Origin of the sequence: Leeuwenhoekiella sp. W20_SRS_FM14 (assembly GCF_052119605.1) — a bacterium.
In the GTDB taxonomy this organism is placed as follows: Bacteria; Bacteroidota; Bacteroidia; order Flavobacteriales; family Flavobacteriaceae; genus Leeuwenhoekiella.
Window position 1 is genome coordinate 199,933 of record NZ_JBGQOK010000005.1, and the last position, 26,307, is coordinate 226,239.

Annotated in this window: 19 protein-coding genes and 1 riboswitch; of the genes, 6 read left to right on the top strand and 13 right to left on the bottom strand. The window is 36.1% G+C overall.

The window, feature by feature from the left end; all coding sequences use genetic code 11:
- Nucleotides 1–7: 7 nt before the first annotated feature.
- Nucleotides 8–3,391 (bottom strand): bifunctional aspartate kinase/homoserine dehydrogenase I, encoded by a 3,384-nt coding sequence (thrA, locus tag ACEN25_RS10640; protein WP_441802902.1) that lies wholly within the window; start codon nt 3,389–3,391, stop codon nt 8–10.
- Nucleotides 3,392–3,459: 68 nt separating this feature from the next.
- The gene (locus ACEN25_RS10645; protein WP_441802903.1) at nt 3,460–4,737 is read right to left on the bottom strand and encodes an O-acetylhomoserine aminocarboxypropyltransferase/cysteine synthase family protein; all 1,278 of its coding nucleotides are present in this window, start codon (nt 4,735–4,737) and stop codon (nt 3,460–3,462) included.
- 120 nt (nt 4,738–4,857) lie between these two features.
- A riboswitch (SAM riboswitch) is annotated at nt 4,858–4,967 on the bottom strand.
- A gap of 375 nt (nt 4,968–5,342) precedes the next feature.
- Here ACEN25_RS10645 and metK point away from each other — a divergent pair.
- Complete coding sequence (gene metK, locus ACEN25_RS10650) at nt 5,343–6,596, top strand: methionine adenosyltransferase (RefSeq protein ID WP_441802904.1); 1,254 nt, start codon at nt 5,343–5,345, stop codon at nt 6,594–6,596.
- Between the two features lie 75 nt (nt 6,597–6,671).
- Nucleotides 6,672–7,598 carry a 2-hydroxyacid dehydrogenase gene (locus ACEN25_RS10655; protein WP_441802905.1) on the top strand — a complete coding sequence of 309 codons (927 nt, stop codon included), beginning with the start codon at nt 6,672–6,674 and terminating at the stop codon, nt 7,596–7,598.
- A 3-nt stretch (nt 7,599–7,601) separates the two neighbouring features.
- Here the strand turns inward: ACEN25_RS10655 and ACEN25_RS10660 are convergent, their stop codons facing one another.
- Nucleotides 7,602–8,447 (bottom strand): thioredoxin family protein, encoded by an 846-nt coding sequence (locus ACEN25_RS10660; RefSeq protein ID WP_441802906.1) that lies wholly within the window; start codon nt 8,445–8,447, stop codon nt 7,602–7,604.
- Between the two features lie 196 nt (nt 8,448–8,643).
- Here ACEN25_RS10660 and ACEN25_RS10665 point away from each other — a divergent pair, with 196 nt between their 5' ends.
- Nucleotides 8,644–8,886 (top strand): hypothetical protein, encoded by a 243-nt coding sequence (locus ACEN25_RS10665; protein ID WP_441802907.1) that lies wholly within the window; start codon nt 8,644–8,646, stop codon nt 8,884–8,886.
- Nucleotides 8,887–8,946: 60 nt separating this feature from the next.
- On the opposite strand, the gene ACEN25_RS10670 is transcribed toward ACEN25_RS10665, so the two are convergent.
- From ACEN25_RS10670 to ACEN25_RS10690, 5 genes are all read right to left on the bottom strand, one after another.
- Nucleotides 8,947–9,438: a hypothetical protein gene (locus ACEN25_RS10670; RefSeq protein WP_441802908.1), complete on the bottom strand. Its 492-nt coding sequence runs from the start codon at nt 9,436–9,438 to the stop codon at nt 8,947–8,949.
- A 2-nt stretch (nt 9,439–9,440) separates the two neighbouring features.
- Nucleotides 9,441–10,133: a hypothetical protein gene (locus ACEN25_RS10675; protein ID WP_441802909.1), complete on the bottom strand. Its 693-nt coding sequence runs from the start codon at nt 10,131–10,133 to the stop codon at nt 9,441–9,443.
- Nucleotides 10,096–11,127: a hypothetical protein gene (locus tag ACEN25_RS10680; protein WP_441802910.1), complete on the bottom strand. Its 1,032-nt coding sequence runs from the start codon at nt 11,125–11,127 to the stop codon at nt 10,096–10,098. Before ACEN25_RS10680 ends, ACEN25_RS10675 begins: the two co-directional genes overlap by 38 nt.
- Nucleotides 11,128–12,036: 909 nt before the next feature.
- Entirely contained in the window at nt 12,037–14,739 is a 2,703-nt protein-coding gene (locus tag ACEN25_RS10685) for a carboxypeptidase regulatory-like domain-containing protein (protein WP_441802911.1), read from the bottom strand.
- A gap of 45 nt (nt 14,740–14,784) precedes the next feature.
- Entirely contained in the window at nt 14,785–15,621 is an 837-nt protein-coding gene (locus ACEN25_RS10690; protein WP_441802912.1) for a GLPGLI family protein, read from the bottom strand.
- A gap of 138 nt (nt 15,622–15,759) precedes the next feature.
- Here ACEN25_RS10690 and ACEN25_RS10695 point away from each other — a divergent pair, with 138 nt between their 5' ends.
- The 3 genes from ACEN25_RS10695 to ACEN25_RS10705 are packed head-to-tail and all read left to right on the top strand — an operon-like array spanning nt 15,760 to nt 18,328.
- Nucleotides 15,760–16,548, top strand: a complete 789-nt coding sequence (locus tag ACEN25_RS10695) for a hypothetical protein (RefSeq protein ID WP_441802913.1) — start codon at nt 15,760–15,762, stop codon at nt 16,546–16,548.
- 4 nt (nt 16,549–16,552) lie between these two features.
- The gene (locus ACEN25_RS10700; RefSeq protein ID WP_028376649.1) at nt 16,553–17,167 is read left to right on the top strand and encodes a deoxynucleoside kinase; all 615 of its coding nucleotides are present in this window, start codon (nt 16,553–16,555) and stop codon (nt 17,165–17,167) included.
- Between the two features lie 18 nt (nt 17,168–17,185).
- Nucleotides 17,186–18,328 carry a glycoside hydrolase family 53 protein gene (locus tag ACEN25_RS10705; protein WP_441802914.1) on the top strand — a complete coding sequence of 381 codons (1,143 nt, stop codon included), beginning with the start codon at nt 17,186–17,188 and terminating at the stop codon, nt 18,326–18,328.
- Here the strand turns inward: ACEN25_RS10705 and ACEN25_RS10710 are convergent.
- The 5 genes from ACEN25_RS10710 to ACEN25_RS10730 all read right to left on the bottom strand — a co-directional run bounded on the left by ACEN25_RS10710 (nt 18,317) and on the right by ACEN25_RS10730 (nt 26,299).
- Nucleotides 18,317–19,345: an App1 family protein gene (locus ACEN25_RS10710; protein ID WP_441802915.1), complete on the bottom strand. Its 1,029-nt coding sequence runs from the start codon at nt 19,343–19,345 to the stop codon at nt 18,317–18,319. The two genes, ACEN25_RS10705 and ACEN25_RS10710, sit on opposite strands and share 12 nt — an antisense overlap.
- A gap of 95 nt (nt 19,346–19,440) precedes the next feature.
- The gene (locus tag ACEN25_RS10715) at nt 19,441–21,807 is read right to left on the bottom strand and encodes a sodium-translocating pyrophosphatase (protein WP_441802916.1); all 2,367 of its coding nucleotides are present in this window, start codon (nt 21,805–21,807) and stop codon (nt 19,441–19,443) included.
- Nucleotides 21,808–21,954: 147 nt separating this feature from the next.
- The gene (locus tag ACEN25_RS10720) at nt 21,955–22,482 is read right to left on the bottom strand and encodes an inorganic diphosphatase (protein WP_441802917.1); all 528 of its coding nucleotides are present in this window, start codon (nt 22,480–22,482) and stop codon (nt 21,955–21,957) included.
- 167 nt (nt 22,483–22,649) lie between these two features.
- Complete coding sequence (locus tag ACEN25_RS10725; protein WP_441802918.1) at nt 22,650–25,142, bottom strand: DUF5686 family protein; 2,493 nt, start codon at nt 25,140–25,142, stop codon at nt 22,650–22,652.
- A 179-nt stretch (nt 25,143–25,321) separates the two neighbouring features.
- Entirely contained in the window at nt 25,322–26,299 is a 978-nt protein-coding gene (locus ACEN25_RS10730) for a pyruvate dehydrogenase complex E1 component subunit beta (protein WP_028376655.1), read from the bottom strand.
- Between the last annotated feature and the right edge of the window lie 8 nt (nt 26,300–26,307).

Genomic DNA, 26,307 nt, shown 5'->3' on the forward strand with positions numbered 1-26,307 from the left:
GTATTATTTAATTATTTCGTTCTGCGAGTTTTAAAATATCTCCAAAAACCCCTCTGGCAGTAACCGCAGCTCCTGCCCCGGCTCCCTGTATCACTAACGGATTTTCGCCATAAGACTCGGTATAAATCTCAAAAATACTGTCACTGCCTTTAACCTGCCCTAAAGCCGAATTTTTAGACACGGTCACCAGCTTTACTTCGAGTGTCCCGCCATCTTCCTGAGATAAATCTCCGTAAAGGTCGCCAACATATCGCAAAACTTCGCCCTCTTTTAACGCTTTTTTACGCGCTTCGAATACGGCATCGAGTTCTTCTAAACGACTTAAGAAATCTGAAGCCGCTCCATCACGCAAATTATCAGGAATAAGATTTTCGATCTGCACATCACTAAACTCCTTATGTAAGTCGAGTTCGCGCGCTAAAATTAACAGTTTACGCCCTACATCATTTCCGCCCAGATCTTCTCGTGGGTCTGGCTCTGTAAAACCCTTGTCAATGGCGTCCCCGAGCACATCAGAAAAGCTTCGGTCTTCTACAGAAAATGTGTTGAATAAATAACTAAGCGAGCCACTAAATACTCCCTTTATACGTGTGATATTATCACCTGAAAGATGTAATAATCGTATGGTATCTATAAGCGGTAAACCTGCACCTACGTTAGTCTCATACAAATAGCGCTTTTGGTTTTCGTCTAAAACCCTGCGTAATTTTTGATAGAAATCAAACCCCACCGTATTTGCAATTTTATTTGAAGAAACCAAATCAAAACCATTTTTAGCCAGATCGATATAGTTTTCAATAAAAGCGGTACTAGCCGTATTATCAATAGCAATCAAATTTGCAAGATGATTTGCTTTCGCGAAAGCGATAACCTCTTTTACACCACCTTCTATTGCTTGTGTGTCAAAATGGGATTTCCAATCTTCTGTTGTCCCATTTTTATCTAACAATACCTTCTTAGAGTTAGCTACCGCAAAAATATTTAGTGAAATACCCTTACGATCTTGTATTGTTGCCGCAGAAGCAAGGATTTGATTAATCAATGTGCCACCTACTAATCCCTGACCAAATAGGGCGACATTTATTTTTTTAGCAATGCCAAAAATCTCCCCGTGAACCACATTAATTGCTTTATTCAATTGAGGTTTGCGCACGACAACACTTACATTTTTACCGGTTACCGTATTATTAAAAAGTAATGGAACAATACCATTTTTAATAAGAGCGCTATAAGGTTTATGAAAGGTGCTTAAATCCTGCCCTATTATCGAGATCACAGCAACCTCATCAATAACTTCAATGCGGTTTACATCCTGATTTTGAAAATCTGCTTCAAACTCAAAACGCAGTGCAGAAATTGCCTGTTGTGCCTGCTTTGTTTCTACAACTAATCCTATACCGCGTTCTGAAGAGCCCTGCGCAATAATACTTACGCTCACACCGCTGTTTCCTAAAGCTCTAAAAATACGGGCATCAACACCCACTTTACCTAAAAGTCCGCGACCTTCCAAATTAATCAATGCCATTTCGCTCAAAACGGATAGTGACTTAATCCCCTCTTTTTCAGCCCTCGCGGTAATCAACGTACCGGTATCGTCTGCATTAAACGTGTTTAAAATACGTAACGGAATATTCTTCTCAATCAACGGGATGATCGTCTTGGCGTGCAACACCGAAGTTCCAAAATTTGCGAGTTCGTTTGCTTCGCTATACGTTAAACGCTCAATTTTTTGTGCATCAGGCACCATATCGGGATTTGCGGTAAAAATACCATCTACGTGGGTGTAGTTTTGCAACTCGCCTGCATCAAGGTAGTTTGCTAGTAAAGAAGCCGTGTAATTACTCCCGTTTCTACCTAAGGTGGTCGTTTGATTATCTTCATTACTGGCGATAAAACCGGTAACTACATTTACCGTATCGCCATTATACCTGGCAAAATGCTTTACCACCTGTTCTTTTGAACGGGTATCATTAGGCTGTGCATTGCCAAAAGTCCCATTGGTTTTTATTAGTTTACGGGTATCTGCAAAGTGCGCTTTAACACCATGCTTTTGCAAAAGATGCGTTACTGTTTTTACTGAAATTAATTCACCAAAAGACAAGACCTCATCTTTCACTTTTCGGCTGTAATCTCCCAGTAAAGCTACTCCTTCAAAAAGACGTTTTAATTCTGAAAATTCTTCAGTCAAATCAACATCAAAATTATGTTGTTGATAGGTTTTAAAAGCATCAAATCTATGCTGAATATCGAGACCTGAAGCAGCGGCTTCAAGTAGCGCTTCTAACTCATCTGTAGCACCACCTCGCGCAGAAAGCACTACTGCAATACGCTCGTGATTATTTACTTTAGATTGAATAATATCTAGTACAGTATCTAATCCTTTCCCATTTGCTAATGATTTTCCGCCAAATTTTAAAATTTTCAGCTTTGCGGTATCTGCTCTAAATACAGGATATAATAACTGCTCAAGCTGTTCAAATTCGATTAAAAAAGCATCGTGACCGTGTACCGAATTAATCTCGCCGTAGGTTACATTGTTCTTATGTTGCGCCAGCTGCTTATACGTTTCTCTGTTTTCTGCAGGTGTAAAAAATAGATCAGAATCTACTCCAATGATGTGAATATTTGCCTCTACCTTACTTAAAATCTCATTAAAACCTTCGCGACCACGAGTTACATCTATGGTTTTTAGAAGCTGATTCATTAACCGGTATGCTGCTACCTGAAACCGGTCTTTTAACTTATGCCCATGATGATCTAACCAGCTTTCTACATTAAAGATTTTAAGATCTTCATTTGTGCTGCGCTGAAATTTATTTTTAAATGACTCTGGTGTTCTATAGCACAACATCGCGTGCATACGCGCATCGTGAACCGGCTGTGAAGAATTTTTTAATATTTGTTCCTGAATCTGGCAGTTAGCAATAAGCCAATCTGTAGACTTCCAGTCTGATGCAACGGGGATTAGATGCTTAGTGATATCTGGCTGAAGCGCAATCATCTCCCAGGCAATACCGCCTCCCAGTGAGCCTCCTACAATAGCAAAAAGTTCCTTAATCTTCAGTAATTTGAGACCTTCTAAAAAAGAACGCGCCACATCCTGGGCCACAAAATCTTTGTAATTTTCAATCAAGAATCCGTCATAACCATTCCCCGGAATATTAAAAGAAAGAATGCTATACGTATTTGTATCTATACACTTATTCTCTCCTATAATTTCATTCCACCAGCCGTCTTCACCACTCACGTGCGAGTTACCGGTAAGTGCATGGTTAACTAAAATTAACGGCGCTGTTCCCAGTTTTTGACCAAATGTCTCATAACTCAATGGCAGATCTAATTGATAACCTGACTGCGTTATGAAATTTAGTATTTCAAGTTTGTGTACCATTTAGGGTAAATTGTAGTATTAATCGCCTATCTCCAGACAGGCGATTTGTAATTTTATGTAGTAACTGCTTATTTAATTTGTGCGAATGCCGCTTTTAGATCAGCTTTTAAATCTTCAACATCTTCAAGACCTACAGAAAGACGTATTAAATCTTTAGTAACTCCCGTTGCTTCCTGAGCCGCATCTGGCAGTTGCTGATGCGTGGTGCTTGCCGGGTGTATAATTAATGATTTAGTATCTCCTATATTTGCAAGTAGTGAAAAAATTTCTGTTTTATCTGCAACTGTTTTCGCTCCTTCAAAACCACTTTTTAAACCAAAAGTCACGATCCCACTTTGACCGTGAGGCAGGTATTTTTTTGCTAAAGTATTGTATTTACTACTCGCTAAACCAGGATAGTTAACCCAGGTAACTTCAGGCTGTGCTTCTAACCAGGTTGCTAATTCCAATGCATTTTCACTATGTTGTTTGATGCGGACTTTTAAAGTCTCTAATCCCTGAATAATTTGAAATGCGTTAAACGGACTCAAAGCAGCGCCGTGATCTCGTAATCCTTCAATACGTGTTTTTGCTATGAAGGCCGCAGGACCCAATACATCGTGATATACTAACCCGTGATAACCCGCAGAAGGTTCTGTAAACTCGGGGAATTTTCCGCTAGACCAGTCAAAAGTACCTGCATCTATAATAACCCCACCTAAAGAAGTTCCGTTACCATTAATGTATTTTGTCAAAGAATGAATTACAATATTTGCCCCGTGTGCAATAGGATTTAAAAGTGCAGGTGAAGCGACGGTATTATCTACTATTAAAGGTATTTTATGCGCCTTAGCTGTAGCAGCAATTCCTTCTAAATCCAGCACATCAAGCTTAGGATTCCCTAAAGACTCGACAAAAATAGCACGCGTATTATCCTGCACAGCAGCGTCAAAATTTGCCATCTCATCAGGATCTACAAAAGTGGTTGTAATCCCAAATCGTGGAAGTGTAACGCTTAATAGGTTATAAGTCCCACCATACAAACTGCTGGAAGCCACAATATGATCGCCCTGTTTTAAAAGAGTTAATAATGCGGTATTGATTGCTGCTGTACCAGAGGCTGTAACAACTGCTGCAATACCACCTTCAAGAGCAGCAAGGCGTTGCTCTAGAATATCATTTGTAGGATTATTTAAGCGTGTGTAAATAAACCCCGGTTGTGATAAATTGAATAATCCTGCGGCGTGGTCAGAGTCGTTAAAAACATAGCTACTCGTCTGGTAAATAGGCACAGCGCGTGTGCCCCCGTTAGCTTTAGTGTCATGACCCGCGTGTAATGCCTGTGTTGAAAATTTTTGAGTACTCATTTTTCTCTTTTTTTTAGTTAAAATAAAATAAAACCAAAAGTCAAATAGTGCCGCCCTGGCATCAATTACAAGAAAAATGTTATGAAGAAAAATAAACTATTTAAGAACAAATAGTTTGTTAGGTTATCTATCATCAGTAATTAAACTGTTGTAGAATTTAGCACCTTCATCCCGTAGGAAGGGTTGCTAAGGCTTCATTGGGTCTATCCCTCCGCCTTTCTTGATAACATTTCAGTAAGTGTTTGAACTTTGTGAGTGTAAAGATTGCAAAACCTTTTACAGATATGCAAGTAAAGAACGTTTAATTTTACAAAATGAAAAGTTTTCATAAGATTTTGATTCCCGTTTTTTAATACCTTCTAAATTTATACATTTGCCACCCAAAAGAGGAAAGATTTGACTGATTGCAACCTCTTATACTGAATAATTTTTCGGTGTAAAAAATGCTAAAGGCAGTAACCACTACCCTTAACAGGCATTTGTCAAATCTTTTTTTCGGCTTTAAGACAATCCTCTGCGGAAACACCAGAGGTACGAATCGATAATTAATTTTGAATTTTAGATAATTCTGAAGTTTAAAACCCGGTAGGGAAAAAATTGCTTGAATGGCTTACTTATTTACCTCAGAAAGCGTGTCTGAAGGACACCCGGATAAAATCGCTGATCAAATTAGCGATACATTATTAGACAATTTTCTAGCCTTTGACCCCGAGTCAAAAGTAGCTTGTGAAACACTTGTGACTACCGGCCAGGTTGTACTTGCCGGAGAAGTAAAAAGCGATACGTATATAGATGTTCAAAATATTGCAAGAGGTGTTATCAACGATATTGGTTACACAAAAGGAGCTTACCAGTTTAGTGGTGATAGCTGTGGTGTAATCTCTCTTATACACGAGCAGTCAAAAGATATTAATCAAGGTGTAGACCGCGCTTCAAAAGAAGAGCAGGGAGCCGGTGACCAGGGGATGATGTTTGGTTACGCGACTAAAGAAACGGCTAATTATATGCCTCTCGCTTTAGACATCTCGCATCGCATTATGATCGAACTGGCAAAACTACGCCGCGAAGAAAAAGACATTACCTATTTACGCCCAGATGCTAAAGCACAGGTAACCATTGAATATTCTGATGATAACATACCTCAAAAAATCGTTGCTATTGTAGTTTCTACACAGCATGACGAATTTGATGAAGACGAAAAAATGCTTGCTAAGATTAAAAAAGATATGATTTCTATTTTAATCCCTCGTGTAAAAGCAGGTCTTACCGAAGATATTGCCAAATTATTTAATGACGAGATCACCTACCATATTAACCCAACAGGGAAGTTTGTTATAGGTGGTCCTCACGGAGATTCTGGTCTTACAGGGCGTAAAATCATCGTAGATACCTATGGCGGTAAAGGTGCTCACGGTGGTGGTGCATTTTCTGGTAAAGATCCGAGTAAAGTAGACCGTTCTGCGGCTTATGCTGCACGACACATTGCTAAAAATTTAGTGGCTGCAGGTGTAGCTGATGAGGTTTTAGTACAGGTATCTTATGCTATTGGTGTTGTAGAGCCCACTTCTATATTTGTAGACACCTACGGAACTAAGAAAGTAGCTATGAACAATGGTGAGATAGCAACAAAAGTACGTGAGCTATTTGATATGCGCCCTGCGGCAATTGAAGATCGTTTAAAATTACGCAATCCTATTTATAGAGAAACTGCGGCTTATGGCCATATGGGAAAAGATCCTCAGATAATCACTAAGATTTTTGAAAGCCCATACAGCGGTAGAGTTACTAAAGAAGTTGAACTGTTTACCTGGGAAAAGCTTGATTATGTAGATCAAGTAAAAGAAGCATTTGGGTTGTAAAACCTAAATACTTCATAAACTATACCTAATGCCATTCAGTCTGAATGGCATTTTTTAATTTTAAGCTTAAAAACAATGGCACTTTTACTAATACGCAACGATAAAAATTATACGCCGTGGATTGACGCTTTAAAGAAAGCCGATTCTTCAATCACCGTAGTAACTCCCGAGACGGTGGAAAATCCTGAGGAGGTTACAATGGCTGTTACCTGGAAAGCTCCACAGGGAAGTTTTGCTAAATACACTAACCTTAAAGCTATAGGCTCTATGGGTGCTGGTGTAGATCATTTATTTGATGACCCATCACTGCCAAAAAACGTATCACTCACTCGCGTAGTAGATGATAAACTAGCCAGCGATATGCAGGAATTTGTTTCTGCATTATGTCTCAACCATATTAGAAATTTAAAAGAGTATGCTGCTTTGCAAGCACAAGCAAAATGGAAACCTACATCGTATAAACGCGCTAAAGATGTAACCGTAGGTATTCTGGGTTTTGGCACGCTGGGACAGGCTGTTGGGAATATGCTTAGTGCTATTGGATTTAAAGTTACCGGCTGGTCACACTCAAAAAAAGATGTTGAACAGATTACCAGTTATTCTCAAAATGAACTCGATAGATTTTTAGCTGAAGCTGAGATTCTAGTGTGTTTGCTACCCCTAACAGATAAAACTGAAGGAATTTTAAATACTGAATTATTTTCTAAACTTCCTAAAGGCGCTTATTTAATTAATGTAGCGCGTGGCGGTCATCTTGTCGAAACTGATTTGATCGAAGCTTTAGATAATGGCCAATTAAGCGGCGCTGCGCTTGATGTATTTCACACAGAACCTTTGCCACAAGATCATTTGTTTTGGAACCGAAACGATATTACAATCACCCCACATATTGCCAGTATGAGTAATGCAGCTTCAGTTTCTGCACAAATTGCCGAAAATTATAAAAGATTACAAAACGGTGATGAATTGATGAATACAGTCTCTATCGATAAAGGATATTGATTATCAATCAATTGCTGAAAACCATTGAAGGCGGGTTTGAAAGTCACCTGTAACATCTTCTGATTTTAGTTTTTCAGATACTTGTGCTAATTCAGAATCATTGGGTTCACACAAACAGGATTTTAAGAAATAGAATACTGCTTTATTTCGCGAATCTATGGTACTCTCAGAATATTCTTTTTCTAAAACACGAGTCACTTTTGATGTTTTACCTCGGTATACATCAATCATTAAATTGTAAAGAGCTATACGTTCTTCAAATAGGTTGTAAGTGCTCATTGTTTTAACAAGTAGATCTTCAGATTTATTTAAATAATTTTCAGCAACCTGAAGAAAATTAAAACGAACTTCCTTGTCTGAAATATTTAATGCAAAATCCATATAACGCTCTGCAAGTTTTAATGCAGTATTATATTGCTTTTTTTGATAATATTGAATTGCAGGTGTAGTGGTATAGGCTATATTGAGTTGATACTTTTTCAATTCCTGAATTAAACCAAAGGCATTTAAGTATCCTTTATGATGGTAAATGACCGCTCCGTTGCCATCCATAATAAAAAAATCGGGTATGGCATTCACTTGATAAGATCGAGCCAAATTCTTTTGGCGATCAAAATCAATCTTAACCGGGATAAAAGCCTCCATCAAACTTTGCACCTCAGGATCACTCCATGAATCTTTATCCATTTTTAAACAAGGTCCACACCACGAAGCCCAGAAGTCTACTAGTATTAATTTATTTTGACCTAAGGCTAGTTTCTGAGCGTCTTCTAATGAATGAAGCCAATTTGTTGCGAATGAATTTGAAGTTGTAAGTAAAATAATTACCACAAGTAATTTTTTAATCATACTAGGATTTATTTTAAGAATTACTATTAGCAATTATAATAGTTTATTTAGAAATACTAGAATTTTCAACTAACTATCTTAACCTCATTCGTTTTGATACCTATTCGTTAAAACACCCCTAATTACTTGTAAAGTGAGGTTAAAAAAGGCATTTTCGGGCTTCGATCCCTATATCTTTATTCAAAATTAAAAGATTATGGATCAAGCAAAGTATGACGAAATGGAAAAAATGCTTCACAAACTGGAAGATATTAAAAACAGCCAGGAAAGCATTATCGATAAAATAAATCACGTAATTACAGACCTTTTTCAGCATCCCGATAAGGAACTTGAAAAAGCAATGGAAGCTGCTCATCAAAAGGCTTCAGATAATGTCGACAAAATTTCAGAGGCCATTGAAGCCTATGAAATGAAATTTAATAAAGCTCAGCAATCGTAAAAAGTCAATTTATTAATAAAAGCAACCCCCGATGGTAAAACATTCGGGGGTTTTTATATATCATTTAAACTTTTTATTTAAAATAACATGCTTAGGAATAGAGAAATCAGCCGAAGATCCTTCTCCTAAGTAAATGGTTTCTATTTCCTCAAGGTCCCAAGAAGCCTTACATATATCCTCGTTTTGAAGTTTCATAGTTACTCTACCATTTTTACCTGAAACTTTATCTGTTATAAAGATTTTTAAAATACCATCTTTGTTAAAGCCACCAACCCCTTCAAATTCATTAATGATTTCACCTCTAACTGAGTATTTAAAATGCGCATTAACAAAATCATATGTAACATCCCCCATTTTCTTAGTAAAGCCTGATAACTTAACTTCAAAAAGCTCTGTATCATTAGACCACTCCCATTCACCTATTAAATTCTCGCCATTTATCTTTTTCACATAGAATTCCTTATTATTAGCTCCTATTGCACTCTCTTGATCTTGCGAGATTACTGGGCTAAAAAATGGAATAATTAGTATTATCCAACTGGAAAAATTCATAATCATTTTATTTTATACCACGTAAAATCTTCATTTTCATCTCTTAGAAATATTTTGTCATTAGTAATTTCTCTGATATGTAGCGTATCAATTTGATCATAAATCAATTCGCCTTTTAAAGGACTTAAATTGATATTGAAATCCATGTTAGATTCTTGAATCAAACCAACCTTTATTGTTTCAAAACCAACATAATGAACATCTAAGAATAAGGAATCACCTCTCTTAGAAAGATCATCTAATATTTTAAATGTTGTTTGACCGTTAATATCTATTTTTTTTTTTTGCGTTTTAAGGCCTACTAAATTAACATAGGCTCCTACAATAGGGTTTTGCTTCAAGTCAAAAAGTCTAACTTTAATAACCAAAGAATCATTAGAGTTATTCCATTTAGTTACTTTTAACCTATAAAGGTTTTCTACTGGAGGAGTATCAAAATTCAGTAATAAATAATCACCTGTAATAAAATATGTACCATAACCATACTCATCATCTCCTAAAGATGCACCATAGTGATATTCAAATTTATTATCTTTCAAAAAAGTATATACTTTATAGTTTTCCTGACCCTTAGCTAAAGCAGAGTAGGAACCTTCAAGACTTTGTCCTTGAGAAAGTGCAATTTTACCTAATAGGAGTATTAGACAAATAATCAAATTAGGGACATTTTGAACCTTGCGACTGAGTGTTTGCATTGTTTTCATTAAGAATTTTATTAGCTATATTTTGACGTTCCGTTAAATTTGGCACCAAATCAATAAACGCATCCGTACTTGTGGCTATTTGACCATTTTGATATACTTGAAAAAGTCCTCCAAAAGACATTGAATAATAATATTCCCAATCTAGATTTCCACCGCTACCATAACTCCTATCCCACATATAAAGCGAATATGCTATTCCGTTAATATATTGTCCCATAAACTCATAATGTTTATCTAGTCCTGTGTTACCGCACTCATTAGCATATACTAAAAGAGCTGTATAGACATCACCAGTATAATTTGAACCTCCCTCGTAAACTAAATATGCGTGAACACTTTCGTGTATCATAGTCCTTGCGATGGACAACTGTGTCGCTGAATTCAAATAGTTATCATTAAATGTAGTTTTTATCTCAAAATTACCGGTATTAGAATTATATCTTGGGCTTGGAGATGTACTTGCATTCGCTAAAGGATTGGAAGGCGTGCCATTGTTAACTATATAATCGTAATCCTTAGATTTGTTGAAAAGCTCCAAAATAGATTCTGAAAAATTTAGAGTTAAGGCCTCGCTCGGTATCTGAACTTCAGGTTTAATTTGATTATCTATATACAAACCACTTAAAAGCTCACTGAATATACTATTAGCACAAGGATTTTGTAAGTTATTAAAAACATTAAATGGGGAGGGCGGTATAATTGGAACTGTAGGTCCAGCATCACCTTCAGTCGGAATACTTTCAGGATTACCACCACCAGGACCCGATGATCCTCCGTTTCCTTCTCCTCCCGGGTTACCACCCCCTTGATTTGGATCTGAACCGCCACCAGTTGCACAATTCCACTTGTATTTATAGGTAGTTAAGCAAGTTGTATTACCGGTAGGATTACCATGATCGTCTAAAAGTTGTGAACAAATTATAGTTTCACTTTCTAAATAAAGAGCACATACTGCTTTTTGTGTTGAATTTGTTGACCTTGGCATATTACCATTTTTAACTTCCATTTTATTAATTTGAATACCCTCAAGGCTATATAAGATTATTGACCCCGTATAATTTTCAAAATTACGATCACCAGAATACCACATATGATTTGGAATATATCTTACTATAAAAGAAGTCTCCTTTCCATTTTTAATATTAAATATTAGATTATCGAAATAAACTTCATTTATATTGTTAGAGAATTTAGAACCCTTTTCAACTTTAAGTAAGCTCAAAGTGTAACTCTCATCATCCTCCAACGTTATTTTCTTTGCAGGAACATTAGAGTTAATCTTTCCAAACTTAATTTGACTAGATTTAGATGTAAAAATTTTTTTATCAAAAATAGTGCTTATTGAAGTAGGAAGTTCATCGTAGTCAATGTCCTGAATTTTTAAGTTATTATCTTCAAAATAGCTTTCGTTACTATTTGAAAAATCATCTTTAGAGCAGGAGGCAAAAACTAATAATAAAAAATTAAACCTATTTTTTTATTCATAATATTGAAAATTAGCAAATTACTTTAAGCAATAATCATAAATATTACTAACTAACACAAACATTTTCATAATACTTATAAAAACACTTAATAATTTAAAAAATTCAGGAAGGCATTACCTATCAAATCTCGTATAACAAGAATTTAGTCGCCTCTAGTGAGAATGATTTTGAAAGTCACGCTATCACAAATGGAATTATGCTAATTTCTATTGTGGGGATGTCTATTCTTTGCTGAATGCGTTAAAAATGTCTTTGTGAGAACTTACAGGAAAGAATATCCAGATAACAAGCCCTATTTGACAGAACCAGAAACTACTTCGGTTAACTTTTAAGCCATAAAAAAACCGGAAAACTAAATTATAAGTTTTCCGGTTTTGAATACGTTCAACGCTAATTAAAGGTATTCACTATAAATTATACTTTACAGAAAGTAAAACAATTCTAGGCTGTACAAAGTATTCGGTTGTGGTACTAAATGTCTCATTAAAACTATCATTGTTTAAAGAGTCTACATTTAACAGGTTTGTACCATCTAGACGAAACTCCCATTTACTTTCTGGTTTTTGATAACGTAAGCCAGCTTCAAAAAAAGCATACTCGTTACTTACCGTATCATCTTTATCATAATAATTATAATAACTCCAGTCTGCTGTAAACGTAAATCCTTTTAAGAACTTTACATCTACATTAGCAAATGGCCTATCTGTATAAAATATACGGTCTGTATTTCCTGTCTGGTAATTGTTAATGCTTCGATTATAACCTATTTCAAAATTTGGGGCATTCTTAAAATTAGTTTCTAAACTCCCTTGATAATCTTGTGTGAAATTTTGAGATTGGGTAGGTAGCGTATTTACAATATTATTCAATTCGCTATACGAAATGCTTCCGCTTAAATTTGCTTTAAATTTTCTGAAAGTTTTTTGAAACCGCCCGTTTGCACTAAACACTTCGTCTACAAAATTACTATTTATAGGGGATGAAGCCTGATTGATCTGATTTATCGCAGTTTGACTTTTTATGGCATCAATACGTTTTGTATAGCTCAACCCACCATTTATATTGGTAAAATTAAACATATTGAAATTAAAATAATTCAGTCTGGCGGTGTGAAAAATTGCATTCTCAATGTCGCGGTTTCCTCTAAACATTCGGTTATAATTATTAAAAACATAACCTTCAGCAAAATTATTTACATCTGTATAATCTGCCGTCATCTGGTAATTAAGACGTAAACTTTCACTCTGTTTAAACTGCGCTATGGCATACAAATCTGGAAGTAATTTAAACTCACTCTCACTGGTTTCAGTCCCTAATTGTTCTGACGATACCGTATAATTATGCAAGGTTAATCCCGGTGTAACTGTGAAAATTCCGGTTTTAAACTTATAATGCGCTCCTACAAACACATCACTAAATTTATAAATCACATCATTATTAAGACTATCTCCCACAAAATTATTAACAGTGCCATTATTTAAAATCTGAAAAATATTAGAGTTAAATTCCTGACGGCTCAAGGTCGTACCCACAGTAAGATTTAGGTTACTTTTATCATTAATTACATAGTAATAATCAATCTTACTGTCAATCTTATTCGTCTTTATCATCTTATCCTGATTGATATCAAAATTAGATTGATTAATAGTATCTAACGGAAGGATTTGTGTAAACGGTTGCTGTTGTAACGTCGCATTGTAAAAAGGATCTTCATTCTGATATAAATGCTGAATAAAACCGGCAAAGATATTCTTATCATCTAACGTGTAATATGCGTTTAAATTCTGGTTAATGCTAAACGGGTTATTATCTTTTTGCTCATCTATATCATTTGAGGTTGTAGTGCCTGAATCTGTAAAAACAGATAACGCATCTGTTATTTCACTTTGATTTGATTTTTTAGCTAACACATCATAATCTAATTGTAGTTTATCATTAGGCTTATAGATCGAACTAAATTTTACCATCCCCAATTGATTACGTTGATCGCTAGATTCTGTATTGACCTCAGTAGCCTGCGTAGCAATATAATTGCGTAGCGATCGCTGAATAAAATCTGTAGCGTTATCACTAAACAAAGCAAAACCACTTAAATCCCAGGCCTCAGAAGCCTCATAGCTAAAGTTTGCGGCCGCAAAGTTTGTTGAAAGTTCGCTTGCTCGGTTATTTTGCGTTGTCAAAAAGCTCAACCCGCTGTCTGCTATATTAAAAGATGTACCGCCTCGTTGATTAAAATTTCTAAAACCTCCTGTAAAGTTGAAATAATCGCGAAATGTAAATGGCACATCGCCCGTATTATTTGTGTTCCCTATAAGGTTTATACTTCCTTTAGGACTGTAATAGAAGAGTTTGGTGCTTCCTAAATAACGCGTTTTACCTCCATCGCCTATACCGCCCTGTATCTCTCCAAACCAGAAGTTCTTTTTACCTTCTTTTAATTTTAAATTAATAGCTACGTTGTCCTGATCATTTCCCAGACCTCGCATTTGATCTACCTCATTAAAATTTTTGAGTACTTCGACCTTTTTCAATGCATCTGCAGGAATATTCTTTACGGCTAGCTTTGAGTTTCCATCAAAAAAGTCTTTTCCTTCAATCATTACTTTAGAAACTGTTTGACCTTCTATTTGGATTTCGCCATCGTCACTTACGGTAACCCCAGGTAGTTTTTTTAAAACGTCACCTAGTTTTTGTTCGGTTCCATTTGTAAAACTGTCTGTATTGTAAACAATGGTATCGCCGCGCACCACTACGGGCATTTCATAAACAATCTCCACATCATCAAGTTGATTTGCTGCAGGTAGTAAAACAAAATCAAGTGTCATATCTGGCGCATCTTTTTCTAGCGTGATATCTTTTGTGGTAGGTGCCAGCCCTAAAAAACTAGATACTAAAGTGTAACTAGCTCCAGAAGGTAAATTAAATTGATACTTCCCGTCTGTATTAGAAATTGCATACGACTCCATATCACCCGTATCGCTGCGGGTTGCGATTACATTTGCTAATTCTAGAGGAATACCTATACTGTCTTTTACGGTTCCTGTAATACGTACACTTTGTGCAGTTGCAGAGAGGCTTAAGAATAAAATTAAACCGAAAATATATTTCATTGCTTATACTTGTTAGTTGATTGTTTGGTTGTTTAAAGCAAATTTCTATCCTCTACCTCCGGGACCATTACGTCTCCCATTTCCAAAGCGCTCTGCCATTTCTTTGGTTTTTTCAGCTACAATTTTTTCATACTCACTACGAGTAACTTTATCTCCTTTTTTAGGAACTTCAATCTCTAAACCTTCTTTAGGGTTAATGACAATTTTATTACATAGAATTACAGTACGACCTGCTGTAACTTCAAGAATTAAGCCGGGTAATCCCCAGTATTCATCGGGACCCTGACTTACAGGTATTTGAGGTGTGTACCAGGCTGTAATTACTTCTTCGGTAGGTTTTGAAGTTTCTTCTTTATGCTCATCACCTCCACGTCTAGAACGCATCGCTTCCCAGGGGTTTTCCTCAATTTTTCGTATTGCAGTAGCTTTAAAAGCTGCATACTGCCCTATCATTTTACTTTCCTTTTCTAGTTTCCAGTCTAATTTTGACAAAGTATCTTTTACAAGAAAGTTTTTTCCCATCAAGTCATTTTCACGAGCATACACATTCTCTGCTACGTTCTTATAAATTCCACCTTGAGAAAAACCACCGGCAAAACGTATGTTACCGCCACCAGTTCCAGGAGTCTCTAGTTTTGCTACTTCTTCATAGATAGATTCATCTTTTGTAAACGTAAGGGTAAACACTTTTTCAAGCCTATTTTTTATACGCTCTGCAAATTGTTTCTTTTGTTGATCGCTCATCTCACGACCTCCAAAATTTTCCATATCAAAAGATGTTTTTGACTGGTAGGTTGCAATACCTCCATCAAATTTTTGTGCACTTAATCTCACAGAGGCAAGACAAATAGCGAGAACCAGCAATAGCGAATTAATTTTCATACGTCAAAGAGTTTATCGCACTTTGACATATAATAATCTGAAAGGTTTAACGAGTTGTTTTAAATAAGATAATTTTTTACGCAAGTATTCTAATTGCGCAAACCACTGTTGCTTTTTTCGTATTTTTCCTAAATGCGAATGCTTCTCTACTTTTTAATTTTATTACCGGGTTTCATATCTGCTCAGGAGTCTTATACTGTTCTAGTAACTCCATTAAACAAACAAATTCAACTAACAGCAGATCAATTTATAGGCGTTGATGCATATCAAAATTTGTATTACACTAAAGACAAAACCTTATTTAAACAAAGTAGTGATAAAACAATTCAATTTAGTGATTTGTTAATGGGCGATATAAGCGAAGTTGATCTAACTAATCCGCTGCGTATTACACTTTTTTATGCCGATTCAAATACAGCTGTAATTCTTGACAACACGCTTAATGAGATTACCCGAATAAACTTTAACGAACTTGAGAATTTTAGAAATGTAAGTCACGCACGTACTGCTAGTGATCGTAGATTATGGATTTTTAATACAGATTTACAGCGCCTTGAATTGTATGATTATCAAAAAAATACATTTAATAGCGATTTTACGCCACAACCCTATAATGCTTTAATGCTTGCCAGTGATTTTAATACATGTTGGGTTTTAACAGACGATTTTATTTATGAGTACAATCAATATGGAAGTTTACTTAATAAACACATTGCGAACGGAGTAGGTGAAATCATGTATTCAAACGATCTGTTAATAGGTTTATACAAAGGAAAACTTTCAGTTAAAGCAAAATCAAATAACATGTGGTTTCCTATTAAAAACCTTCCTGAAGATAGCATTGCATTTTATTTGAATGCAGGAATCCTGTATCTTTACCGTTCTGATCTAATCTCAACCTACAAACTGAATCTACCTAAATATTAATCACATGCACGTAGCCATCGCAGGCAATATAGGCGCCGGAAAAACAACTCTTACACGACTTCTCGCAAAGCATTTTAACTGGCAAGCACAGTTTGAAGATGTAGTTGACAACCCGTATCTCGATGATTTTTACAATTCTATGGAGCGCTGGTCTTTTAATTTACAGATCTACTTTTTAAACAGCCGCTTTAGACAACTCTTAGAAATACGAGACAGCAAAACAGACATTATACAGGATCGTACGATATATGAAGATGCTTTCATTTTTGCACCTAACCTGCATGCAATGGGTTTATTAACAAATAGGGATTTTAATAACTATCGATCCTTGTTTGACCTGATGGAAAGTGTTGTTGATCCGCCAGATTTATTAATATACCTACGCAGCAGCATACCTAATCTTGTAGCTCAAATACACAAGCGTGGTCGTGATTACGAGAATTCTATATCAATTGACTATTTAAGCAGATTAAATGAGCGCTACGAGGCATGGATACACGATTATAAAAAAGGAAATCTTTTAATCATAGATGTTGACGACATCAACTTTGTTGATAATCCCGAAGATTTAGGAGACATTATAAACCGTATTGATGCCGAATTAAACGGTCTATTTTAGCCTAAAATATCAAATTCTTTGAATTACCTTAATGGCTTATTGCTTTTAGTACTGCTTGTTTCAAGTTGTGACAAACCTAATCCCGATAGATTTATAGCACAACCTGAAGCTCCTGTTCTAGGTGCAGATTTGTCGTATGTAAATGAGATTGAAGATTCTGATGCCTATTTTACTTGGGCAGGAGATACCATAGACCCATATGCTTATTTTGCAGAAAAAGGCGCTAATATTATACGTTTACGGTTATGGCATAATCCAGAACATTCACCCTATTCTAATTTTGAAGATGTAAAAAGGTCTATTAGACGAGCACACGGAGCGGGCGTCGCTGTATTGCTCGATTTTCATTATTCAGACTTTTGGGTTGATCCTCAAAAGCAAGAACGCCCTAAAGCTTGGGATGCTATACAAGACGACAATTTAATGGCTGATAGCGTATACAACTACACCTTTAAAACGCTAAGTAAATTAGCTGAAGAAAACCTGCAACCGCAATGGGTTCAAATAGGTAATGAAACCAATATTGAAATTCTTCAACCCAGAGATACGGTGGGTAATGACACCATTAACTGGGAACGAAACGCTTTATTATTAAACAGTGGAATTAAAGCTGCTAGGGATTTTTCTGATGTATTTACACAACCGGTTAAAATCGTATTGCATATTGCACAGCCCGAAAATGCTTTAAACTGGTTTCGCAACGCGGAAGAATACAAGGTGTCAGATTTTGATATCATAGGCCTTTCCTATTATTCTAAGTGGTCAACTTACCCGCTTAATGAATTAGCGGTTGCCATAGATTCTTTAAAAAATACGTTTAACAAAGAAGTAATAATTGTAGAAACTGCATATCCTCATACTTTAGAAAATGCAGATCACGCAGAAAACATTCTGGGTGAAGATGCTTTGATAGCTAATTATCCCGCAACACCAGAAGGTCAAAAAAATTATATGATTAAGCTTACTAGGGAAGTTTTAAAAGCTGGTGGACTTGGCGTCATTTATTGGGAACCTGCCTGGGTTACCTCAACTTCAAAAACGCTTTGGGGTACAGGATCACACTGGGACAATGCAACATTTTTTGACGCATCAAATTCAAATGAGGCATTGCCTGCATTTGATTTTTATGATACTAAAAATTATAAAGATTTATATAATTAAACCCAAATCACGCGCATGTTCTTCGGCCGTGCTACTATCTTTTACTAAAAGTGCAGGTGTTATTTCAAATTTCTCTAAAAGACCACGAACTCTAAAAGCACGTTTTTCGTGATTCACACTTCGTAAATAAATTGCTTTTATACGGTCTGGATATTCTTCTGCGATCTCAATATAAATGTCTGCATCGTGTTCACCACTATCACCTATTAGAACAAATTGAAGATCTGGGTAAGTTTTTAAAATATTTCTAATCTCGTGTTGTTTATGTGGCTTTTCAGGCTTAGGAGTTCTGTCAAAAGGAGTTCGTAAATCCCGAAGTAATATAGCCCCTTTAGGAAAATTGTTATGCTTAATAAAAGCCTCAAGATAATGATATAAATTCCACGGACTGTTACTCACATAAAACATAGGATTAGATGCCTCGCCAGATTTGCCTAAATGTAATTTTTTATAAAAGTCTGCCGCACCGTTGAAAGGCGACCGCTTGCCCACTCCTCTAAAAATAGTATTCAAAATAACCCTCCATTTTAATAACGAAGTGACACCTGTCTTAAGCATGGTATCGTCTATATCACTAATAACACCATACTCTACCTTATCTGATGGTATAAGCATCTGGGCCGCAAATCTGTTGTCATTGTTAACCAGGCGCTTTTGATTTTCATCATCGTAACTTAACTCTAGTTGTAACCAGCCTTCATCATTTGTTAAACTTTTTAAATTAGCTATTTTTTCATCTATTTTAAAATAGCCTTCATTGTCTGTTACAGCATAAAGAATACGATCATCTGGCAGTCTAATTTTTAATCTTGCTTTAGGCAATTCGTCACTTTTAAATTGCTTATACGCATTTTTAAAAGCATTAACAAAACCAGTTTTATCGAGGTTAACGCCTTCATCCTCTAGCGCTCTGCCTAATAAATAGATGTGCTCATTAGTGCCATAGCTTTGATACCCATGAATCTGGAGCGGATCTTTTTTGTGTAAATTCAATTTTTGTAAAACATCTTTCAGCATACTTTGAAATTATAAAATCCCGACTGTCTAGCCGGGATTTTAATGGTAAAATTGTCTTAAGGATTCGTTATAATTAAGTATAAATTTTGTGCAGCCTAATGCATTTTTGAAACTTTAGATCCAGATTTCTTTTTGTAGATAGCTAGTTGTCCTTGTACCTCTGCCTCACTACCTTGAATACGCTTTTCGGTTAATTTCACTTCTCCATTTTCTGTTGAGGTTTCTGTGATAACAGCGCTTACTAATTGGTTACCTACATTTTCAACTTTAATTTCTACCTGTATGTTATTTGCATTTGCTACTGCATCTTCAGAATGATTGCCTAAAATAGGAGCAATTACCAGACCCACCAAACAGGTTAATTTAATTAAGATATTCATTGAAGGGCCAGATGTATCCTTAAAAGGATCTCCTACAGTATCACCGGTAACTGCTGCTTTATGAGCATCACTACCTTTATAAGACATTTTACCGTCTATCTCTACCCCTGCTTCAAACGACTTCTTGGCGTTATCCCAGGCACCACCCGCATTGTTTTGAAAAATAGCCCACATTACACCAGATACACATACACCTGCCATATAACCTCCTAGGGGTTCAGCTCCAAAAATTAATCCCATTAAAACAGGAGTAATTATAGTAATTAAACCGGGAAGAATCATTTCGCGTAGCGCCGCTTTGGTAGAAATCTCGACGCATTTGCCATATTCTGGTTTTCCTGTACCCTCTAGAATACCTGGTATTTCTCTAAACTGACGTCGTACTTCCTGTACCATTTCCATCGCTGCCTTACCTACAGATTGCATCGCTAAGGCTGAAAACACTACCGGAATCATTCCACCTACAAACAGTGCTGCAAGAACATCTGCTTTAAATATATTTATTCCATCAATACCTGTAAAAGTTACATATGCTGCAAACAATGCAAGAGCTGTAAGTGCTGCAGAAGCAATGGCAAAACCTTTACCTACTGCCGCAGTAGTGTTACCTACAGAGTCTAAAATATCGGTGCGCTCGCGCACGTGATCTTCAAGATCACTCATCTCTGCTACACCACCTGCATTGTCTGCTATAGGACCAAATGCATCTATCGCCAGTTGCATTGCAGTAGTCGCCATCATTGCAGAAGCTGCCAGAGCAACCCCATAAAAACCGGCCAATTCATAAGAGCCATAGATAGCAGCAGCAAAAAGTAATACTGAAAGAAATGTAGATTTCATACCTACCGCCAGACCAGCAATGATATTAGTTGCTGCACCGGTTGATGAATTTTTAACAATATTCATAACAGGTCCTTTGCCTAAACTGGTATAATGTGCTGTTACTACAGATATTAATGCTCCAACAGCCAGACCTATACAAGCAGACCAAAAGACATTTAATGACGGAATATCTTTATAGCCTTCGCCAAAAAAGTGCATAGACATAGTTTGGGGTAGCATCCAATCTATGAGAAAATAACTCGCTACAAGAGTTAAAAGAATTGCAACCCAGTTACCCGTATCTAATGCGCGTTGAACCTGCGATTCTTTAGCTTCATTATTTTTAATACTTACCAGGAATGTACCTAATATTGACGCTAAAATACCAACTCCCGCAATTACGATAGGAAGCAAAATAGGCCCCATATTATTAAAAGCATCAACAAATTGGGTTCCCTGAGACATATCCTGCACGAGATAATTTCCTAATACCATAGCCGCCAACACAGTTGCCACATAGCTACCAAAAAGATCTGCTCCCATACCGGCAACATCTCCTACATTATCACCTACATTATCTGCAATTGTCGCCGGGTTACGAGGATCATCTTCCGGAATACCGGCTTCAACCTTACCCACAAGATCTGCTCCTACATCTGCAGCCTTAGTATAAATACCACCACCTACACGCGCAAATAATGCAATAGATTCTGCTCCTAATGAAAATCCGGCTAAGGTTTCAAGAACCACTGTCATCTCCTTATAAAAATTACCCCCTTCAGTGAGAAAACTTCCCATTAAGAATAAGAAAATTAAACTCAAACCTAAAACAGCTAATCCTGCAACACCAAGCCCCATAACCGTACCGCCGCCAAAACTTACTTTCAACGCCTGTGGTAAACTTGTTTTTGCAGCTTCTGCAGTACGCGCATTAGCATCAGTAGCGATACGCATTCCTATGTTTCCGGCAAGTGCCGAAAAAAATGCTCCCATTATAAATGCAGGTACAATCATCCAACTAGTGGTATCTACGATGTACGAAATACCGAATAATAATGCTGAGGCAATAACGACAAATAGGAGCAAAAGTCTATATTCTGCTGCTAGAAAGGCAAGAGCTCCCTCTTTAATACTTTTAGAGATATTTTGCATTTTCTCACTACCTGCAGGTTGTTTTTTAACCCAGGCCATTTTAATAAACATAAAAAGCAGTCCTAAAATTGCCAATACAATTGGCACGTAGATAATGTTTGATTCCATAAATAAGCTTTTGATTTATAAATAATGTAATGCTAATGTAGCAAAATTGAGATTAATATAAATAATTTCAATATTTACCGAGAATATACAATAAAAAAAGACCGCTTATTAGCGGTCTTTCAATTTACTTAGGATATCGTTGCGATATTAATCTATGCTTACTTCTTCTTTAGGAACATCACTGTCTGCGAAGCGTTGAATACATTGTACAATTATTTCTTTAGCTTCATTTACATCTCCAAAACCGCCAACATCAACTTTTTTCTTTTCTAAGTCTTTGTAAACCTGAAAGAAATGTTCGATTTCTTTTATAAGGTGCGGGTTTAATTCACTTAAATCTTTAGTGCTGCTTGCAATAGGATCACTTACAGGAACACAAATAATTTTTTCATCAGGTCCTTTTTCATCAGTCATATGGAAAACACCAATTGGTTTAACCTCCATAACACAACCCGGAAAAGTAGGCTCTGTAACTAACACTAAAACATCTAAAGGATCTCCATCTAAAGCTAAAGTTTCAGGAATGAAACCATAATCTGCAGGGTACATCATAGATGAAAAAATCATACGGTCGTAACGTATTTTTTTCAGCTTAAAATCATATTCATACTTATTACGACTACCCTTTGGAATTTCGATAAGAACGTCAAATGTTGAAATTTGCTCTGTTGTCATGCTATTATATATTTTTTCTATTGTTTTATTACCTGAAATAGGCTGCAAAAATAGACCAAATAAGAAGTTAGGACAAACAATTCTTTTAAAAGTAACACCTTAATGCGTAACAAACAGTTTTTTTACCTAAAACTAAAATGCTCTAAATCATATTGTTTATGCTAACCTTAGAATGAGAACTCTAATGCCCCGGTAACACCAAATTTTCGGGCATCAGGAACATCAAGATAATTTCCTCTAAAGTTAAAATCTATTCGCAGAATTTTTAAAATATTACCTACTCCAACGCTGTATTCGTAATACGGCTTGCTGTCTGGCGCTATATATTGAATATTGGAAGCATTTATACGTTGATTTTCATCTGAAATTTGCCCCCAGGCACCTCTAAAACCTATAATCTCCCGAAGATTTAATTTTTTAAGGAAGGGTATTTTACCAAAAATACGTCCTCCAAAATTATGCTCAAGGTGCAATGTTGCATACGTATCTGTAACAAACTCATAATAATTTAACTGCGGAAAAGTACCGTATATCGAAAACAAATTCTGGTTACCGGGAATAATACTAAGTAAACTTAATGGCACTTCGCCAAAAGTAGTCCCTGCTTCAATGGTAGAGCTAAAAGTTCCTAAACCACCCATACGCCAGGGTTGTCTGTAAGAAAACTGAAGCTTTTCATAATCAAAATCACTATCAAAAAGACCTTCTACGCCTTTAGTGTATCCTAAAAATAAGGAAGGAAACCATTCATTACTTGTTGTGCGCTCTACGCCATACCCCGAAGTGCGTTTTCCGGGTTCAAATATAGCACTCAGTACAAATTCAGTCTGTTTAACTTCAGACGCTACAGCTGTTTGCGAAAAATCTGTATAATAATCCAGATTAAAAGTGGGCGATGCAGATTTTAAAGTTCTATAAGAGATATCAGACCTAATAATTAAATTTTTTAAAAACTCTGCTTCAATTGCAAAATTGGCCAGTTTAATACTGGTTAATTGATCATTATTACCTACAGTTACTAATGAAGAGGAGGCCAGGTTTCTACCTAAAACGTCTGTAGATGTTGTAAGACTTGCTGCAATTTGCTCTATATCCTGTCTATACCCTCCAGAAACAATTAATCGTGCTTTACTGTCTAATAAAACCTTACCCGATATCCCGAATTTAAACTTATCATCTTTAAAGCCATAGGCTCCAAAACCTTCTAAACGCCAGGGATCATTCTGGTCAAAATAAGTACGTGCTCCTAAACGTAGTCGTAATCCCTCTACATCATTAAAACCAAATGCCGAAAACACTGGACCAATATCTAGATTTGCTTGATCCCACTCATAATAACCACTTACTAAAACAGCACCGGCATCATACAATCTCTGAAATTTAGGCACTTTTTTTAGGGAGTCTAACATGACATACACTCCTTTCTCATCTTTACTTAAAGGCTCTAGACGCTTTTCTTCCCAGAATTCATCAGTTTTTGTGTATACATTTTCATCGTATTTAGTAACGCGCTCTTCATAAATTTTCTCATCTAATTGCTTATCAAAAACATAATCATCATAAAGTGTTGTGCGCTTTCCATAGATACCACGGCTCCCTTCTTTTTTCCGAAGTGAAAAATCTGAAAGAAAATAATCACGCGTAATTAAGAATACCGAGTCATTAAGTACATCATACTCCTGCTCTATATAAATCTCCTTAACCCAATTAATATTGGCACTCTTATTAACCTGAAGGTTGATTTCTTTAATAGCCCAGGTGGTATCATTGACCCAAAAATCACCCTTAAAAGTAAGTTCATTAGAACGTCTTGGATAATAAATAATGTTATAACACCATTTATCTTTAATAAATGTACTGTCTGCAAGTACATAATTATAGGTGTCAATACCGGTAGTTGATAAGGGGCTTACAAAACTCTTATCGAAGAATTTTAAATAATTATCATATATATTAAACTCATTATAAAGCTCCTGAATAAATGCAATTAAGGTTTGATTTGTACTAAAACCACTGTTACGATTACCTTCTAACTCCTCTTTTTCTTTACCCAGCTCGTTATCACCAAAAACTTTACTACTGCGCTCATTAATGAAAATAGGTAAATATGTTTTTCCGGTTATTCTTGAAGTATCCATCTGGTCAAAAATAAACTCCATCTTATTAAAGATTTTACTGTTTATTAAAGCACTATCAATGGTATTTAAGTCAAATTCTACCTTCTCATATTTATCAAACTGATATTGCTTAAATTGACTTAAACCATTAGAGCGTTTGTTTTCCCAGATTTTACGTAAAATATCTATAGCTGGATTGTTTTTTTTAGGTTGTTTGCCGGTATATATAACCACCTCGCTCAGACTCTCTGTCTCTTCTTCTAGTGTTATTTTGAGATCGTAGTTAACTTTTTGAGATAGTTCAACCGCTTTAGATTGAAAACCTACAAAAGAAACTTTTAAACCGGTGTATGTTGCGTCAGATTGTAAGTAAAATCTACCGTCTTCATTCGTAATGGTACCTTCTGTAGAACCTGCAAAAACCACATTTGCAAAAGGTATAGGGTTACCCGCATCGTCATAAACCATCCCTCCAGCTTTTGTTTGACTGTATGTCAATACAGGAATAAGGGCTAAGATTAATAAGACTATAATTCTCTTCATAAATACTATAAGTAGGTCTCTTTGGGGAGCGTCTAACGTTGTTGATACAGCGTTAATTAGTTATACATATACGGTAATTCTTCCGCATAAGTTCTGTTGGTCGTAAAACACAACTTTTATTAACAAAAAAAGCTTCATTAATCATAGATTAATGAAGCTTCAAAGATAGTCGTAACCAATTACCTGTACAGTACTTTTTTAACAGCTTTAACAACATCATTGCTGTTAGGAATCCATTCCTTTAAAAGTCCCGGAGAGTAAGGTGCAGGAGTATCTGCAGTATTTATTTTTACAATAGGAGCATCTAAATAATCAAATGCCTGCTCTTGTACTTGATAAGTAATTTCTGTAGAAACGTTTCCAAAAGGCCAGGCTTCTTCAAGAATCACTAATCTGTTTGTTTTTTTCACAGATTCAAGAACTGTATTTATGTCTAAAGGTCTTACCGTACGTAAATCTATAATCTCACAAGAAATACCTTCTTTTTCTAATTCGTCTGCAGCGGTATAAGCTTCTTTAATAATTTTACCAAAAGAAACAATGGTAACATCTGTACCTGCTCTCTTAATATCGGCTACCCCTATTGGGATTAAGTAATCTCCTTCTGGCACTTCACCCTTATCACCATACATCTGCTCACTTTCCATAAAAATAACCGGATCGTCATCACGTATAGCAGCTTTTAGAAGACCTTTTGCATCTGCAGGGTTAGAGGGTACAATTACTTTTAAACCAGGAGTATTTGCAAACCAACTCTCAAATGCTTGTGAATGTGTTGCTCCTAATTGACCCGCTGAAGCCGTAGGACCTCTAAAAACGATAGGGCAGTTAAATTGACCACCAGACATCTGGCGTATTTTTGCTGCATTATTAATAATCTGGTCAATACCTACTAATGAGAAGTTAAACGTCATATATTCTACAATAGGACGATTCCCGTTCATCGCACTACCTATGGCAATCCCGGCAAAACCAAGCTCAGAAATTGGAGTGTCAATAACACGCTCTGGACCAAACTCGTCTAGCATACCTTTTGAAGCTTTATAAGCCCCATTGTATTCTGCTACTTCTTCACCCATAAGGTAAATCGTGTCGTCCCGACGCATTTCTTCACTCATAGCCTCACAAATGGCTTCCCTAAATTGTATTGTTTTCATATATTAAA